This is a genomic window from Embleya sp. NPDC050154 (genome assembly GCF_044460165.1).
GTDB lineage: Bacteria > Actinomycetota > Actinomycetes > Streptomycetales > Streptomycetaceae > Embleya.
Window position 1 is genome coordinate 165,216 of the sequence record NZ_JBITJP010000018.1, and the last position, 15,790, is coordinate 181,005.

Sequence of the window (15,790 nt, forward strand, 5' to 3'; positions counted from 1 at the left end):
CCGGACGGTTCCGGGTCGGGCCAACCGACCGCCGCGAGCCGCACGCTCGGGCCCGGCACGAGCCGTCCACGCACCGCACGTCCTACGGCGCGCCCGCGCCGTCGGCGTCACGTCCCCCTCCGTACCTCTAAGGAGAAACGTTGAACCGGAAAGGGATCACGAGGGGCGATGCGATCGTCATTCTCGCGATCGTCCTGATCTTCATCTTCTCGTTCTTCAAATACTACGAAATCAGCGCGTCCTTCGGCGGCAGCAGCAGCGATGACGACGACCCGCTGGGCAGCGGCCGTAGTCAGAGCAAGGGCTGGAACGCCTGGACGGTCAACTTCTATCCGTTGATGCCGGCCGTGGTGCTGGTGCCGCTGCTGGCGGTACTGCTCATGGTGATCGGCCGCTTCGCGGCCCAACCGGACAAGCCGGCGCTCGGACTGGCCCCGCGCCAGTGGGCGATCGCGTTCGGCGTCACCGGCGCGATCAGCGGCTTCTTCGCCCCCTTCGGGGCGGGCGGCATGCTCGGCGACATGTACGAGGGCTCCGGTTCCTCCCGCTACTCGATCGACACCGGACCCACCGTCTTCGCGTGGTTGATGATGGTGGCCGGGCTCGTCGCGGCGCTTTTCCTGATCATCGGGGATCGCATCCCCAGCCTGGCCGCACCGCTGTTCAGCCCGGTGCCGCAGCAACCGTGGGGCTACCCCCCGCCGAACGGAACCGGCGGCTACCCGGCTCCGGTCGACCCGAACACCGGCTACCCGCTGCCGAACGCCACCGGCGGCTTCCCGCCGCCCGCCTACCCGGCACCGGGCGCCACGGGCACCGGCGCGCCGATGGCCGGCGTACCGGCCCACATGCCGCCGCCGGACGCCGGCACCGGCACCGGCACCGCGGTCGCCGGCGGAACCGGTGCCACGCCGGCCGTCACCGGGCAGCCCGCCCCGGCCGCGGCCGGCCAGGACACGCGCGAGTTCGCACAGTTCTGGTTCGCCGTACCGGAGGCCCGCCCGCTGGCACCCACCGAGGGTCTGTCCAAGACGCCGGTGGCCACCCTCCAGACCGGCCAGTGGTACCTCGCGGTCGCCCCGCACCCGGGCGGCGTCCTGGTCGAGGTCGACGGCGTCCGAGGGGTCCTCGGCGACGTCTCCGGGATCCAGCGCGGAGAATGACGGTACGTCAGGCTCCGGTGCCGGTGCGGTCACCCGCACCGGCACCGGATCGGCGCAGCAGACGCACGGCAATTCCGAGCAGTACGAAAAGCCCCGTCAGGGAGGAGCACGATGCCACGCAAAGGCGTCACCCGAGGTGATCTGATCGTCGCGGTGGCGGCGATCGGAGTTCTGGTCTTCTCGTTTCTCCCCTGGTACACGGTGACCGCCAAGGGCAAACGCATCACCGAGGGAACCACCGACTATTCGGCGTGGATCGGCGACTTCTGGCCGCTCGCGCCCGCCGTCGTACTGCTGTCCTCGATCTCGCTGGTGCTGCTGCTGATCGGCCGGTACACGATCCGGCCGGGCTCGCCGCAGCCGACCGAGATCCAGTTCGGCGGTCTGGCGTTTCGCCAGTGGGGCATCGCGTTGGGCGTCGCGTCGGCGTGGAGCGCGGTGTGGGCCGTGTTCGGCGCGGACGGCGGCTACGAGAAGTTGGCGCACGCCGCCGAGCAGATCGCCCGCTCCAACGGCGACGCGCAGGCGACCGTGGATGCCGGCCACGGCTGGGGCGCGTGGGGGCTGGCGGGCTTCGCCGTGCTCCAGGCTCTGCTGCTGCTGACCATCGACCGGATCGGCGGGCTCAACGTCCCACTGGTGCGTCCGCGCGAGAACAACTGGCAGGGCTACCCCGGCGGCGGCTTCCCCGGCGCTCCCGGCGGGTATCCGCCCGGCCCGCCCGGCACCGGCGGCTTCCCGGTCCCGCCGCCCGTCGCGCCGCCGGTCTACGGGCCGTCCGGCAACACTCCCCCGCCGCTGACGCCGCCGATGCAACCGCCCGCCGTGCAACCGCCGGTACTGCTGTACAAGTCGGACGAACCGGAACCCGCCCCGGCCGCGGACCCGGTCCGCGCCCCGGAGCCGGAATCGGGCGATCCGGGCACGTTCGAGCAGTACTGGCTGGCCGTGCCCGAACAGAGGCCGCTCCAGCCGCTCGACCACCCCGGTGACGCGGTGGCCACGCTGCATCCCGGCGTGTGGTATCTCGCGGTGGGCGTGCAGGACGGCGGCATCGTCATCGATATCGACGGCCTGCAGGGCATGTTGACCGATCTGACGGGCATTCAGCGGGGCGAATAGACATCTTTGAAAAAATGCCCCCATACGGCGCGTCGCGTGGGGTCGGGGCACAGATCGTTCGCCCGTCTGGCACAGTGTCCCCGGACCAATGCACCGGGGACGCGCGGGGGCGACGTCGGTGGCACGACTTGGGTCGCCCCCGTACGCTGTCGGCGCCCATCCCCCTCGGGAGGAGTATTAGTGGACGTCAGAAAGCTTTCGCGTGGCGACGCGGTCATCGGGGTCGCCGCCGTGCTCATCTTCATCTTCTCGTTCCTGGATTACATCGGTGCCAAGGACGGCCTCGGCCGCTCGTCCGACTTCACCTGGAACGCCTGGTCCGGGTTCCTGGCCCCGACCATCTCGGCGGTCGTCCTGACCCCGATCATCGCCGGCGTGCTGTTCATCCTCGGCGGGCTGCTCCCGCAACTGCGCGACCGTCAGATCCTCGGTCTGACCGCGCGTCAGTGGGCGCTGCCGCTCGCGGCGATCTCGCCGATCAACGCGCTGTGGTCGATCGGCGGTGCCGACGACGGCCTGGAGATGAAGTTCGGCGGCATCATCATCATTCTGCTGGTCCTCGTGCTCAGCGGAACCCTGATCGCCACCACGCTGGTGCCCGCCCTCCAGGCGCCGCTGCTCGGCGCCGCGGGCCCCGCGGCGGGTCCGCAGGGTCAGTTCGGCGGCCCGCAGGGGCAGCAGCAGTACGGCGGCGCGCCCTACGGTGGCCAGCCGGGCCCCCAGGGTCCGCAGTCGTACGGCGGCGCCCCGCAGCCCGGCGGCTTCGGCGGCCCGGCGCCGCAGGGTCCCCAGGGTCCGCAGGGTGGCTTCGGTGCTCCCGGGCCGCAGGGTCCCGGCGCGCAGCAGCCCAACCCGGCCGCGGCACCCGGCGGCGCGCCGTTCCAGCCCTTCTGGTTCTCGGTGCCGGACTCGCGGCCGATGCTGGACGAGCACACCAACCAGGAGAAGGGCGTCCTGAACACGGGCGTCTGGTACCTGGCGGTGGCCGAGCACCCCAACGGCCTGCTCGTCGAGGTCGACAACGTGCGCGGCGTGCTCCAGAACACGATCGGCATCCAGCGCTCGTGACTCCGGTGCTCCCGAGGAACCGGTAGTACCGAGACACGAACCGCGACTCGGCAACAAGGCAAGGGCGTCGTCCACACCGGACGGCGCCCTTTCGCCTGTCCCGGGTACGGAAGTCCGCGCCTGCCCGGGACGCGAGTCCGCGCGCCCGTCCGGCAGCGGCCGGAAGTCCGCGCCAGGGGAGTCGGTCTCCCCACGAACTAAAACGTGTTCTAGTCTGCGGGGGCGATTCGCCGTGCAACTCCGTGGAGGTAACGCCATGAGGCTGGGTCTGACGTTCGGGTACTGGGGCCGAGGCCCGTCCGCCGACTTCGTCGAACTGGCGCGGGAGGCCGAACGACTCGGGTTCGACGCGGTGTGGACCGCCGAGTCGTGGGGCTCGGACGCGTTCACGCCGCTGACCTGGATCGCCGCGCACACGTCGCGGATCAAGCTGGGCACCGCGGTGACCCAGATGACCGCGCGTACGCCCACCGCGACCGCGATGCACGCGCTGACCCTGGACCACCTCTCCGGCGGGCGGGTGATCCTCGGCCTCGGCCTCTCCGGGCCGCAGGTGGTCGAAGGCTGGTACGGGCGGCCGTTCCCGAAGAGCCCGCTGACCTTCACCCGCGAATACGTCGACGTGATCCGCCAGGTGCTGCGCCGCGAGGGGCCGGTGGTCGCCGAAGGACGCTACGCCCGGCACCCGTACACCGGCGAGGACGGCAGCGGGCTCGGCAAGCCGCTCAAGTCGATCACCCATCCGTTGCGCGCGGATCTGCCGATCTTCCTCGGCGCCGAAGGGCCCAAGAACGTACACCTGACCACGCGGATCGCGGACGGATGGCTGCCGTTGCACTGGGCGCCGACCCGGCCCGAGGTGTACGCGGACGCGCTGCGCGACAAGCCGGACGGCTTCCGGATCGCGCCGATGGTGCAGGTCGCGCTCGGCGACGACGTCGAACAGGCGATGTTCCCGATCAAGGCGGCGATGGGCTTCTACGTCGGCGGGATGGGCGCGAAGAACAAGAACTTCCACGCCGACCTGATGCGCCGGTTCGGCTACGCCGAGGAGGCGGACCGAATCCAGGAGCTGTTCATGGCCGGCAAGCGGGACGAGGCGATCGCCGCCGTCCCGAGCGGCTTCGTCGACGAGATCGCCCTGGTCGGCCCGGCCGACCGCATCCGCGAGCGCTACGCCGCGTGGGCGGCCGACCCGCACGTCACCGACATGATCGTCACCACCCGCAACCCCGAGGCCCTGAAGCTCCTCGCCGAACTCGCGAGCTGACCGCCGCCCGGCCGTCGCCGCCCCGTGGCCCGCGGGCACGGGAGCGGCGGTCGGGACGACCCGGGCCTGCCATCAGGGCAGCGGGGCCATGCACAGTTCCTGGACTCGGGACGGCAACGGATAGTAGACCGGCGAGCGGCCCGGGCAACTGGTGGCGTTCGACGCGGTCATCGGGTGCACCTCGTCGATCCGCAGGCGCGCCGGGCGATCCTGCGGAAGCGGCCCCTGGCACGGCACCAGCGAGGCCAGGAAGGCCCATTGCCGACCGTCGCGCGTCTCGGCCGGCACGCACTCGCCCGGGCGGAAGATCCGCTCCAGGCACAGCGCGGGCACGCCGGGCGTCGCCGGCCAGCGGCTGCGCCCGTCGGTACTCATGCAGTCGCTCGCGCCGCCGGCCGCCGAGGTACGCGCCAGCACCCGCTGCCGGGCCGCCGGGTCCTCACAGGGCAGCGAGCGGGGCGCGGCCGGTCGCCATCCGGGCGTGCCGTCGCTCGCGAAGTCCACACAGCCGCCCACCGGTACGCTCGCCACGAAGGCCGCGACCGGGTCGCCGGGCGGAATCGAGGGGCGGGCATCGGCCGCACCCGCCTTGCCCCGATCACGATCCCCGCGCCCGCGCTCGTAGGCGACACCCGCGAGCAGGCCGCCCACGAGCGCGATCACCACGAGCGCGGCGACCAGGAGCCACCCGGCCCCGCCGCCCTCGTGCGGCTCGGGCGGAACGGGCAGGTCGTAGGGGTCCTGACGGTCGTCGCTGTCGTCGATCCGCGGCACCATCGCGTCGACGATCCGGGCGAGTTGCATCGTCTCGGCGACGGCCTCCTCCGGCTCGGGCGCGCCTTCCCCGGGCTTGGCCGCATCGGCCTTCGTGGCCCCGCTCGGCACGGCCTCGCTCTTCGCCGGATCCTTCTTCGCCGCGCCGGCCGGAGCCGACACGGCCACACCCTCCCGGGCCGGCTCGGCGTCCTCGGCCGGAGCGCCCGCCTCGGCGGGCCCGGCGGGCTCGGCGGCCTTGACGGCCTTTCTCGGGCCGACCTTGTCCCCGACCGAACCGCCGTGTGCGGAACCGCCCTTCGACGCGCCGCCGAATCGATCGCCGAGCGGCACGGTCGGCGGGTCGCCGACCAGACGCCCACGCCGGTGGTACGCGTCGATCAGCTCCACCGCGGGTGCCGGCAACCACGACGCGGCACCGTACGCCCCCTGACGATCCGCCAGTTCCGCGGCCGACTCCTCCAACAGCGCGCGCGGCGTGGGCCGATCCTCCGGATCCCGGGCCAGACAGGACCGGATCAGCTCGGCCAACTCAACCGGCACATTCGCAAGTTCCGGCTCGCCGCCGGCCACACTGCGCCGGATCGCCGCCTCGCCCTCGCCGGTGTGCGGCGGCCGTCCGGTCGCCGCGAAGCACAACAACGCGCCCAGCGCGTAGACGTCGGACGCCGGCCCCGGCTCCTCGCCTCGGGCCTGCTCCGGCGCGAGGTACCCGGGCGCGGTCAGCGGACTGCCCGCGCCCTCGATCCCGAATCCGGTCACCCTCGGTCCGTCCGAGGCCACCACTATCTGCGCGGGTCGCAGATCGCCGTGCGTGAGCGAGGCCTGATGGATCGTCACCAGACCCTCGGCGATCCCGGCCGCCAGCCACCGCACCGCGTCCGGCGGCAGCGGGCCGCACGAGATCACCAGGTCCCCCAGCGACGGCGCGGGCACGTACACCGACGCCACCCACGGATTGCGGGTCGCGCCACCGCTGCCGATCACCTCGATCACACCGGGCCCGCGCACCTTCTGGGCCCGCTTGATGCCACGCTGCTCGCCGTACAACATCCGCACGGCCATCGGCCGCCCGGCACCGGTCCGCGCGAGATACACCCACCCGGGGCTGCCGGCGCCCAGCAATCCCACCACCGTATAAGGACCTATCCGGTCCCCCGGCCCCAACCCAGCCGCCATGCCCACCCTCGTCACGCGAGTCGCCCAGCCCCCCACGCGAACCCTATTGCCGCCCCGACCAACCCCGACAACCGAGTACACCCACGCCGACTACCGACCCATACAGCCCGTCCGGCGCCCAAGCCCAAGCCCGCCACACCCACGCCCGAACCAACCGCCCCCTTCAGCCCGTCCGACGCTCAAGCCCAAGCCCGCCACACCCACGCCCAAGCCAACCGCCCCCTTCAGCCCGTCCGGCGCTTGAGGACAAGCCCGTCCGGCGCTTGAGGACAAGCCCGTCCGGCGATTGAGGACCCCGGCCTCAAACCCCATCCACGCACAGCTCCGAGCCACACCGCACCTGCTCGGGCGCAAGCCCAACCGGCAACCCGTCGCCCGCGAACGCCGAGCCCCCACCACCGAACACCGCGGTGGTCGCCGGCTCACCCCCCAGCACGGCCGTGGCCAGGATCATCGCCCCCGCCGTCCACGCCGTGCGCTCCACGGGCCAGATCGCGTCGTCCTCGAACACGTACCCGGTCCAGTACAACCCGTCCTCGTGCCGCAACCGCTGGATCCACGACACGATCTCCACCGCACGGTCGCTCTCACCCAACGCCCAGAGCGCGATGGCCAGTTCGCAACTCTCCGCACCGGTCACCCAGGGCCGGTCGGAGACGCACCGCACGCCCAGGTCCGGCACCACGAAGGTGTCCCAGCCGTCCTTGATCCGCTCGTCCGCCGCAGGCCCCCGCAGGGCCGTGCCCAGGATCGGGTAATACCAGTCCATCGAGTAGCGGTTCTTGTCCAGGAACCGCTCGGGGTGCGACAACACCGCGTGGCCCAGCCGACCCGCGGCCAACTCCCAGTCCGGCTGCGGCTCGCCGAGGTGCTCGGCGATCGCCAGCGCGCAGCGCAGCGCCTGGTACATGCTCGCCGAGCCGGTGAGCAGCGCGTCCGGCACCGGCACGCCGTGTTCGTCGCGCTTCCAGCGGATCTCGCCGCCGGGCGCCTGGAGGTCCAGGATGAAGCCCATCGCCGCACGCAGCTTCGGCCACATCCGGACCAGGAACTCCTCGCCCCCGGTGAGCAGATGGTGGTGCCACAGGCCGACCGCGAGGTAGGCCGTGAAGTTGGCCTCCTTGTTGCGATCGGTGACCACGCCGTCCACGTAGGCCGCGTACCACGAGCCGTCCGGCTCCTGCCGGCTCGCCAGCCAGCGGTACGCCCGCTCGGCCTCGTCGTGCCGGCCGGCCACGTCGAGCGCCATCGCGGCCTCGGTGTGGTCCCACGGGTCCAGGTGCCCGCCGACGAACCACGGGATCGACCCGTCCGGCCGTTGCACGGCGGCGATCCCGTCGATCGTCTCGGCCACCTGCCGAACGGTCAACACGCCTTCCAGCGCCAGCAGTTCGAGCGCCGACTCGGGGCCGCGACGGCGACCCGCGAGGCTCATGCGCGGGCTCCGGCGAGGTCGCCGTCGGCGCCTGCCGCGGTGTCGCCGTGCGGCCGGGGCTTGGTCGCGTAGACCACCAGGCTCTTGCCGATCAGCGGATCCAGCGCCTTCTCCGCGAGGCGGGTGGCCAGCGGGCGCTTCATGATGTCCCAGACCAGGAGCTTGTGCCAGGCCCGGACCGGGAGCGCCTTGTCGTTGTCCACGCCCACCGCGCACTTGATCCACCAGTACGGCGAGTGCAGCGCGTGCGTGTGGTGGGTCCCGTACGGCCGTAGCCCGGACTCGCGGATCCGGGCCTGGAACTCGTCGCCCTTGTAGATCCGGATGTGCCCGCCCTCGACCTCGTGGTACGCGTCCGACAGCGCCCAGCAGATCTTCTCCGGCCCGTAGCGCGGCACGGTCATCGCGGCCAGGCCGCCGGGCTTGAGCACCCGGAACAGTTCGGCCAGGACACCCTTGTCGTCCGGGATGTGTTCGAGCACCTCGGAGATGATCACCCGGTCGAAGCTGTCGTCCGGAAACGGCAGCGCCAGCGCGTCCCCGACGAGCGCCTCGGCACGCGCGCCCTCGGGAACCTCACCGGCGGCCAGCATCGAGGCGAACATCGCGTCCACCTCGGCGATGTCCTTCGCGTTCCGGTCGAGCGCGACCACGTCGGCGCCACGCCGGTATGCCTCGAAGGCGTGCCGGCCGCCACCACAACCCATGTCCAGGACCCGATCCCCCGGGGCCAGGGGAAAGCGGGAGAAATCCACGGTGAGCAAGTCGGCGACTCCGTCTCGTATTGCGCGAACCGGTTGCGGGGGCGGCCGGCGAGGGTGGGGTGTGGTCAGCGGTTTCCGGGTCCGGCGCCGTGCGACGCGGGCGGGGGCAGCCGGCGGCCGAACGGCGAGCGGCCGAGCAGGACGTCGCTCGCGCGCTCGGTGAGCCCACGTCTACCGGTGCCGGCCGTGGTCGGCGCGGTGGGACCGGCCTCGACTGCGGCCCAATAGCGCTCCGCGGTCCGGACCGCGGTGTTGCGCCAGGTGAACCGCTCGAGCACCCGGGCACGGCCCGCCTCGGCCAGTCGGGCCCGCAGTTCGGGGTCTTCCAGCAGTCGGGTGAGCGCGGCGCGCAGGGCTTCCGGGTCGCCCGGCGGCACCGCCAGGCAGGTCTCCCCGTCCGGCCCGGCGACCTCGGGGATCGCGCCGCCCGTGGTGGCCACGAGCGCGGTCCCGCAGGCCATCGCCTCGGCGGCGGGCAGCGAGAAGCCCTCGTAGAGCGAGGGTACGCAGGCGATCTCGGCGCTGCGGATCAGGTCGACCAGTTCGTCGTCGCTGAGTCCGGACACGAAGCGGATCGCCGAGGTCAGTCCCAGCCGGTCGATCGCGCGCAGCACCGGCCCGTCGCCCTTGGGGCGGCCCACGACCACGAGTTCGACGTGGTCGTGGTCGGCGCGCAGTTTGGCGAGCGCCTCGACCAGGTGGATCAGGCCCTTGAGCGGCACGTCCGCGCTCGCGGTGGTGACGATCCGGCCGGGCACCTTCGGGACCGAGGCGTCCGGCGCGAAGCGGTCGGTGTCGGCGCCCACCGGCACCACGGTGACCCGGCTCGGCGAGACGCCGAGGTGGTCGATGATCTCGGCCTTGGACGAGCCGGACACGGTGAGCACTTCGCTCAGCCGGGCGGAGACCCGCTTCTGCATGGTGGTGAACCCGTACCAGCGGTGCAGCGTGGCCTTGCGGCGCAGTGTGGTGGCCTCGCCGATCTCCAGCGCGCGGTCGACCGTGATCGGGTGGTGGATCGTGGTCACCAGCGGGAAGCCGAGTCGGGGCAGCGCGAGTTGGCCGTAGCCCAGCGTCTGGTTGTCGTGCACGACATCGAACTCGCCGCGCCGGGCCGCCAGGTGCCGCCATGCGCGCAGCGAGAAGGTCAGCGGCTCGGGAAAGCCCGCGGTCAGCATGCCGCCGACCTCGAGCACGTCGATCCAGTCCCGGTACTCGCCGAGCCGGGGCAACCGGAACGGGTCCGGGTCGCGGTACAGGTCCAGGCTGGGCAGGGTGGTGAGCTTCACGCCCTCGTCCACGACCGCGTACGGGGGACCGGAGATCACCTCGACGTGGTGACCGAGCCGGGTGAGTTCGCGGGACAGGTGGCGGACGTAGACTCCCTGTCCGCCGCAGTACGGATCGCCTCGGTACGCCAACAGGGCGATTCGCAAGGGTCGCTCCGGGGAGGTCCGCGCCGGGTCCACCTGGGTATCCACAGCGGTTGCGGTCTCCCGTATCACGAATGGCCCCCTATCGCTGCCCTCGTCGGAGCATAGTAGTCGCGTAATCTAGAACAAGTTTCAGTATCTGCTCGTCGGAGAGCAGCCAAGATACCGCCGGGTACCCACTGCGACGAGCACGGCGTGACCCGTAACACACCAGCCGGCGAACCGCCGCGCACCGAGGGGCTGACATGACCACGTACACGAAGGCCGACCGGGCGCCGCTGACCGAGCGGCAGGAGGCGCGCCGCCGCCGGATCCTGCGTGCGACCACCCAGTTGGCCGCTCGGGGCGGCTACGAGTCCGTCCAGATGCGCGAGGTCGCCGAGCTGTCCGAGGTGGCGCTCGGCACGCTGTACCGCTACTTCCCGTCCAAGGTGCACCTGCTCGTGGCCACCATGTACGACCAGCTCGATCAGCTCCACGCCCAGCTCCGCCGGCGCCCGCCCCGGAGCGCCGGCTCGCGCGAGCGGGTGGTGGACACGCTGCTGCGCGCGTTCAAGGGCATGCAGCGCGAGCCGCATCTGACCGAGGCGATGATGCGCGCGCTCCAGTTCGCGGACCGTTCGGTCGGCGCCGAGGTGGACACGGTCAGCCGGGAGACCACCACGATGATCCTGGAGGCGATCAGCGGCGACGAGCCGGCCGGGGAGCCGACCGCCGAGGACCTCGCGGTGATCCGGGTGATCACCCACACATGGCACTCGTCGCTGATCGCGTGGCTGAACGGCCGCGCCTCCATCGCCCAGGTCCGCACCGACATCGAGACCGTCTGCCGGCTGATCCCCGAGGACTGAGCGCGCCCGTCGCCGTCGTGACGCCGCACGGCCCCGGTCGGCGACCAGGGCCCGCGGCTTCCGTGCCGGCTCGTCCGCGGCGACGTCGAACCGACGCGGTGCCGCGGCGCGCCGACGTCGCCGCGGGCCGTGCCCCGGGCCCTGGCCTCCGGACCGGACCTCTAGTCCGGCGGGAACACCGTCTTCCCCGAGCCGGCCTCGATGATCGAGATCGCCTCGACCGGGCAGCTCTCGGCCGCCTCCAGGATCGCGTCCGAGGCGTCCATCTCCTCGGCCCGGGGATGCGATTGCCGGCCCGCGTCCAGCTTGAAGTCGGCCGGGGCGCTGCCGATGCACATGCCCGAACCGATACAGACGCTTCTGTCGACCTCGACGCGCCAGCGATCACCCATCAGAACACCTCTTCTTCGCTCGGCCCGGCAGGGCCTGGAACCGCCGGCCCGCCCCGCGCGGAGGCGGGCCGGCGGCGACGGTCAGATCTGCGCGTCGTAGCCCGCGGGCAACGCAATCGACTTGGCCTCGGTGTACGCGCCCAGGCCCTCGATGCCGAACTCCCGGCCGATGCCCGAGTTCTTGAAGCCGCCGAACGGGCCGAAGAAGTCCAGGCCGAACGTGTTCACCGAGTAGGTGCCGGTGCGGATCCGGCGGGCGACGTCGATGCCCTTCTCGATGTCGGTGGTCCACACGCTGCCGGACAGTCCGAAGTCCGAGTCGTTGGCCAGCGCGATCGCCTGCTCCTCGTCGTCGTAGGGGATCAGCGCGACGACCGGGCCGAAGATCTCCTCCTGCGCGATCCGCATCGAGTTGTCCACGTCGCCGAACAGGGTGGGCTCGACGTACCAGCCCTTCTCCAGCGCCTCGGGACGGCCGCCGCCGGCGAGCAGCTTGGCGCCCTCCTCCTGGCCGATCCGGATGTAGTCGAACGAGCGCTGCTGCTGGCGCTTGGCCACCAGCGGGCCGACCTGGGTGTCGGCAGCCATCGGGTCGCCGACCTTGAGCTCGCCGACCCACGCGGTGAAGCGCTCGGCGATCTCGTCGTAGCGGGCGCGCGGCGCCAGGATCCGGGTCTGCGCGACGCACGCCTGGCCGTTGTTCATGTACGAGTTGGGCAGCAGCGTCGTGGCGGTGTGCTCCAGGTCGGCGTCGGGCAGGATGATCGCCGCCGACTTGCCGCCGAGTTCCAGGGTGACCCGGGTGAGGTTGCGCGCGGCGACCTCCATGATGCGCTTGCCCGCGCCGACCGAACCGGTGAACGCGACCTTGTCGATGCCGGGGTGGGCGACCAGGTACTCGCTGACCTCGCGGTCGGCGGCGACGATGCTCAGCACGCCGTCGGGCAGGCCGGCCTCGCGACAGATCTCGGCCAGGATGTACGAGTCGAGCGGGGTCTCCGGGGACGGCTTGAGCACGATCGTGCAGCCGGCCGCGATCGCCGGCGCCAGCTTGGCGGCCGTGACGAACTGCGGGACGTTCCACGGCACCACGGCGGCCACCACGCCGACCGCCTCGCGGCGGATCAGCAGCGGGTTGAGCAGACCGGTCCGCTTCTCCTCCCACTGGTAGTCGCGGGCGATCTTGGCCACCGTGTCGTAGATCATCCCGGCGCCGATGGCCTGCGCGAACAGGCCCCAGCCGACCGGCGATCCGTTCTGCGAGGCGACCACCTCGGCGATCTCCTGCGACCGCGTCATGAAGCCGTCGCGGATCTTCTCCAGGATGGCGATCCGCTCGTCCAACGACATGCGCGGCCACGGGCCCTCTTCGAACGCCTTGCGCGCGGCGGCGACCGCGGCGTCCACGTCCGCGGTCGAGGCGTGCGGAACACGCGCGATGACCTCTTCGGTGTGGGGCGAGACGACCTCGATCGTGTCCTTGCCAATGGGGTCGACCAGCTCTCCGCCGATGACCAGTTGGCTGTGCTCCACGATATCCGTCATCACGGTCCTCCTCGGTGCGGGCGTGCACACACGCTGCGCGATACAGGGGCTTGCGGGCTATGAGCAGAACTCTGACTAGAACAGATATCAGTTTGCCGATGAGGGAACAACGCATTCGCGGCTCGAATGAGACTGGAGTCTCATCGGCTGACAGGTAAGGATCGTACGTGCCGGATCTCGATCTGACGACCCCTCAAGTCATCGGCGCGGTGGTGTATGAGAGAACGTGTTCTATGGTGATCATCGAAGTCGGGCGCGCACCCGGCGTTCGACTGGCGCCACTTCGAGTACATCGAGAAGGAGGCCGCCCATGACCACCGCATCCAGCCGCCCCACCCCGCCGACGCCTCGGGTCGCCGATCTGGGCAACGGTGTGTGGACCGTCCCGGTTCCGATCCCGAACAATCCGCTCGGTTGCACCCTCGTCTATGTGCTGGAGACCGACGCCGGACCCGTCCTGGTCGACTCGGGCTGGGACGACCCGGTCTCCTACCGGGCCCTGGTGGACGGCCTGGTCGAGGTCGGCACCTCGATCGAGGAGGTGCACGGCGTACTGGTCACCCACGCGCACCCCGACCACCACGGGCTCTCCGAGAAGGTGCGCGAGGTATCCGGCGCGTGGGTCGCGCTGCACGCGGCGGACGCCGAGCAGGTCGAACTGATCAACAACGCGCCGCGCTCCGCCTGGCTGCGCCACCACCTGGAGGTGCTCGCCCTCGCGGGCGCACCGCAGGAGGCGCTGGACGCGCTCACCGGCCTGCGCACCGCGACGGCCGGCAGCCGCCCGCGTCTGCACTACGCGGTGCCCGACCGCGAGTTGGTGCACGGCGAACTCGCACCCGCGCCCGGTCGCACGGTACGCACGGTGTGGACGCCCGGGCACACGCCCGGCCACGTCTGCCTGCACCTGGAGGGCGGCGACGGCCGGTTGCTCTCCGGCGACCACCTGCTGCCCTCGATCACGCCGCATATCGGGCTGTACGACGAGGCCGAGGAGGCCGACCCGCTCGGTGACTTCCTGGCCTCCCTGACACGTGTCGCCAGGCTGCCGATCACCGGTGTGCTCCCCGCCCACGAGCACGCCTTCGAGGACGCGGCGGGTCGGGCGGCCGAGGTGGCCCGGCTGCACGAGGACCGGCTCGCGGCGCTGCACACGCGCCTGTGCGCGGCGTCGCTGACCCTGTGGCAGATCGCCGAGGGCATGGACTGGAACCGGCCGTGGGCGCAGTTGGGCGCGCAGAACCGGCAACTGGCCCTCAGCGAGGCCGCCGCGCACCTGCGCCACCTGGTCAAGCGCGGACGGGCGGGCGCGGAGCCCGGCGGCGACCCCGTGCGCTATACGGCCCTGTGACCCTCGGGCCCGCGGGGGCGCACGGGTAGGGTGGCCGGGACCGTCGACCGTCGGTTTCGCGGTCCGATCCGCTCAGCGTTCAGCGAAAGGCACTGCATGCCCTCCCCCCGACGCCGCGGGCGTGCCGCGGCGGCCTCCGTGCTCACGACGACGCTGTTGTGCTCGCTCTGGACGGGGGGTGTGGCCGCCGCCGCGCCGACACCGCCGCCGCCCGGCGGCTCGCTCGGGGCGGCCGTGGGCGACTCGGTGCCGCGCACCATCACCACCTCCGTGTCGGCCGTCCAACGCGTCTCGGTCGACAAGGCCCAGTCCGGACCGGTGCCGCTCGCGCTGTACGGGCGGAGTGATCCGACCTCGGACGGGGTCTACCGGCAGTCGCTGGCGATCATGGCCCTGGCCTCCACGGACAGCCAACCGGCCCCGACCGCGATCGAGTGGCTGCTCGGGCAGCAGTGCGCGGACGGCGGCTTCACCGCGTATCGAGCCGATCCCGCCGCGCCGTGCGACGCCGCTCGGGAGAACACCGTCGCGACCGCGACCGCGATCGAGGCACTGCACGCGCTGCGCACCTACGACACGCGGGTCGCGCGCGGCGTCGACTGGCTGCGGTCCAAGCAGCTCGCGGACGGCTCGTTCGCGACCGCACCGGCGCCCGACGCGACCGGTGACCCTGCCGCGACGGCGGCCGCGATCAGCGCGATCGTCACCGCCGGCCGCTCGCCGGAGCTGCTGAGGTCGCCGCAGGGGCGTACGCCGACCGACGCGCTCAAGGCGACCCAGTCGCGCTGCGCCGCGCCCGAGCCGGACCGGGGCGCGTTCGCCACGCGCCCGGGCGGTCCGGTCGATCCGACGGTGACCGCACGCTCGGTGCTCGCGCTCGGATACGGCACCCAGCCCGCCGTACCGGCCCCCTCCATCGCGGTCACCCCGCTGGTCTGCCCCGGTGCCGAGCCGGGCCGGGCGTTGGCCGCGCAGGGCGGCGCGGCGTGGCTGATCGCGAAGCTGAAGGCGGGCGGCAATCACTTCGGCGGGCCGAGCGACTTCGACGCCACGGTGGCCGCCGTCCAGGCGCTGTCCGCGACCGGTCACCCGGCCGAGGCGGGCGCGGCGGTCGACTGGCTGGCCTCGGGCGCCAAGACCATGGCGGGCAGCGACCCGGTCCGGCTCGCCTCGCTGATCCTGGCGGCCAAGGCGACCAACCGCACGGTGACCACGTTCGGCGGCCTGGACCTGCCGAAGCTGCTCCAGGCCACGGGGCCGGCCGCGACGCCGACGCCGGACATGACCAACCAGAGCAACCTGATCGACGGCCCGGCGGACCACACCCTGCGGGACACGCTGGCCGCGGTGATCGCGGTACTGCTTGCGGCCACCCTGATCCTGGGCATGCGACGCAGCCGCCGCGAGGACTGAGCCGACCGTGCCGGCGGGCCCGGGACGGGA

General features: G+C 72.2%; 13 protein-coding genes. 7 read left to right on the forward strand and 6 right to left on the reverse strand.

Annotation, left to right across the window (positions count from 1 at the left end; translation table 11 throughout):
* Positions 1–140 precede the first annotated feature (140 nt).
* From ACIBSV_RS32735 to ACIBSV_RS32750, 4 genes are all read left to right on the forward strand, one after another.
* Complete coding sequence (locus ACIBSV_RS32735) at positions 141–1,163, forward strand: hypothetical protein (RefSeq protein WP_395869491.1); 1,023 nt, start codon at positions 141–143, stop codon at positions 1,161–1,163.
* 111 nt (positions 1,164–1,274) lie between these two features.
* Positions 1,275–2,285 carry a hypothetical protein gene (locus ACIBSV_RS32740; protein WP_395869492.1) on the forward strand — a complete coding sequence of 337 codons (1,011 nt, stop codon included), beginning with the start codon at positions 1,275–1,277 and terminating at the stop codon, positions 2,283–2,285.
* A gap of 180 nt (positions 2,286–2,465) precedes the next feature.
* Complete coding sequence (locus ACIBSV_RS32745) at positions 2,466–3,353, forward strand: hypothetical protein (protein ID WP_395869494.1); 888 nt, start codon at positions 2,466–2,468, stop codon at positions 3,351–3,353.
* A gap of 256 nt (positions 3,354–3,609) precedes the next feature.
* Entirely contained in the window at positions 3,610–4,623 is a 1,014-nt protein-coding gene (locus tag ACIBSV_RS32750) for an LLM class F420-dependent oxidoreductase (protein WP_395869496.1), read from the forward strand.
* A gap of 72 nt (positions 4,624–4,695) precedes the next feature.
* On the opposite strand, the gene ACIBSV_RS32755 is transcribed toward ACIBSV_RS32750, so the two are convergent.
* The 4 genes from ACIBSV_RS32755 to ACIBSV_RS32770 form a co-directional block, all read right to left on the reverse strand.
* Complete coding sequence (locus ACIBSV_RS32755; protein WP_395869498.1) at positions 4,696–6,528, reverse strand: protein kinase; 1,833 nt, start codon at positions 6,526–6,528, stop codon at positions 4,696–4,698.
* Between the two features lie 349 nt (positions 6,529–6,877).
* Positions 6,878–8,011 (reverse strand): prenyltransferase, encoded by a 1,134-nt coding sequence (locus tag ACIBSV_RS32760; RefSeq protein ID WP_395869500.1) that lies wholly within the window; start codon positions 8,009–8,011, stop codon positions 6,878–6,880.
* Positions 8,008–8,775, reverse strand: a complete 768-nt coding sequence (locus ACIBSV_RS32765) for a class I SAM-dependent methyltransferase (RefSeq protein WP_395869502.1) — start codon at positions 8,773–8,775, stop codon at positions 8,008–8,010. The genes ACIBSV_RS32760 and ACIBSV_RS32765 overlap by 4 nt, the downstream gene beginning before the upstream one ends.
* A 65-nt stretch (positions 8,776–8,840) precedes the next feature.
* The gene (locus ACIBSV_RS32770; protein WP_395869504.1) at positions 8,841–10,256 is read right to left on the reverse strand and encodes a glycosyltransferase family 4 protein; all 1,416 of its coding nucleotides are present in this window, start codon (positions 10,254–10,256) and stop codon (positions 8,841–8,843) included.
* Between the two features lie 197 nt (positions 10,257–10,453).
* Between ACIBSV_RS32770 and ACIBSV_RS32775 the strand changes: the two genes are divergently transcribed.
* Complete coding sequence (locus tag ACIBSV_RS32775) at positions 10,454–11,059, forward strand: TetR family transcriptional regulator (protein WP_020554687.1); 606 nt, start codon at positions 10,454–10,456, stop codon at positions 11,057–11,059.
* A gap of 161 nt (positions 11,060–11,220) precedes the next feature.
* On the opposite strand, the gene ACIBSV_RS32780 is transcribed toward ACIBSV_RS32775, so the two are convergent.
* Together ACIBSV_RS32780 and ACIBSV_RS32785 are read right to left on the reverse strand one after the other, a co-directional pair.
* Positions 11,221–11,451, reverse strand: coding sequence for a ferredoxin (locus tag ACIBSV_RS32780; RefSeq protein ID WP_395869506.1), 231 nt, complete (start codon positions 11,449–11,451; stop codon positions 11,221–11,223).
* A gap of 81 nt (positions 11,452–11,532) precedes the next feature.
* Positions 11,533–12,996, reverse strand: a complete 1,464-nt coding sequence (locus ACIBSV_RS32785; protein WP_395869508.1) for an aldehyde dehydrogenase — start codon at positions 12,994–12,996, stop codon at positions 11,533–11,535.
* 310 nt (positions 12,997–13,306) lie between these two features.
* Here ACIBSV_RS32785 and ACIBSV_RS32790 point away from each other — a divergent pair, with 310 nt between their 5' ends.
* Both ACIBSV_RS32790 and ACIBSV_RS32795 read left to right on the forward strand, forming a co-directional pair.
* The gene (locus tag ACIBSV_RS32790; protein ID WP_395869510.1) at positions 13,307–14,347 is read left to right on the forward strand and encodes an MBL fold metallo-hydrolase; all 1,041 of its coding nucleotides are present in this window, start codon (positions 13,307–13,309) and stop codon (positions 14,345–14,347) included.
* A gap of 96 nt (positions 14,348–14,443) precedes the next feature.
* Positions 14,444–15,760 (forward strand): prenyltransferase/squalene oxidase repeat-containing protein, encoded by a 1,317-nt coding sequence (locus tag ACIBSV_RS32795; protein WP_395869512.1) that lies wholly within the window; start codon positions 14,444–14,446, stop codon positions 15,758–15,760.
* Positions 15,761–15,790: the final 30 nt, after the last annotated feature.

What these genes read in the sequence shown, in the direction of transcription:
- ACIBSV_RS32775 (WP_020554687.1), top strand. Translation starts at nt 10,454, where the DNA reads ATGACCACGTACACGAAGGCCGACCGGGCGCCGCTGACCGAGCGGCAG.
- ACIBSV_RS32750 (WP_395869496.1), top strand. Translation starts at nt 3,610, where the DNA reads ATGAGGCTGGGTCTGACGTTCGGGTACTGGGGCCGAGGCCCGTCCGCC.
- ACIBSV_RS32760 (WP_395869500.1), bottom strand. Translation starts at nt 8,011, where the DNA reads ATGAGCCTCGCGGGTCGCCGTCGCGGCCCCGAGTCGGCGCTCGAACTG.
- ACIBSV_RS32795 (WP_395869512.1), top strand. Translation starts at nt 14,444, where the DNA reads ATGCCCTCCCCCCGACGCCGCGGGCGTGCCGCGGCGGCCTCCGTGCTC.
- ACIBSV_RS32740 (WP_395869492.1), top strand. Translation starts at nt 1,275, where the DNA reads ATGCCACGCAAAGGCGTCACCCGAGGTGATCTGATCGTCGCGGTGGCG.
- ACIBSV_RS32785 (WP_395869508.1), bottom strand. Translation starts at nt 12,996, where the DNA reads ATGACGGATATCGTGGAGCACAGCCAACTGGTCATCGGCGGAGAGCTG.
- ACIBSV_RS32780 (WP_395869506.1), bottom strand. Translation starts at nt 11,451, where the DNA reads ATGGGTGATCGCTGGCGCGTCGAGGTCGACAGAAGCGTCTGTATCGGT.
- ACIBSV_RS32790 (WP_395869510.1), top strand. Translation starts at nt 13,307, where the DNA reads ATGACCACCGCATCCAGCCGCCCCACCCCGCCGACGCCTCGGGTCGCC.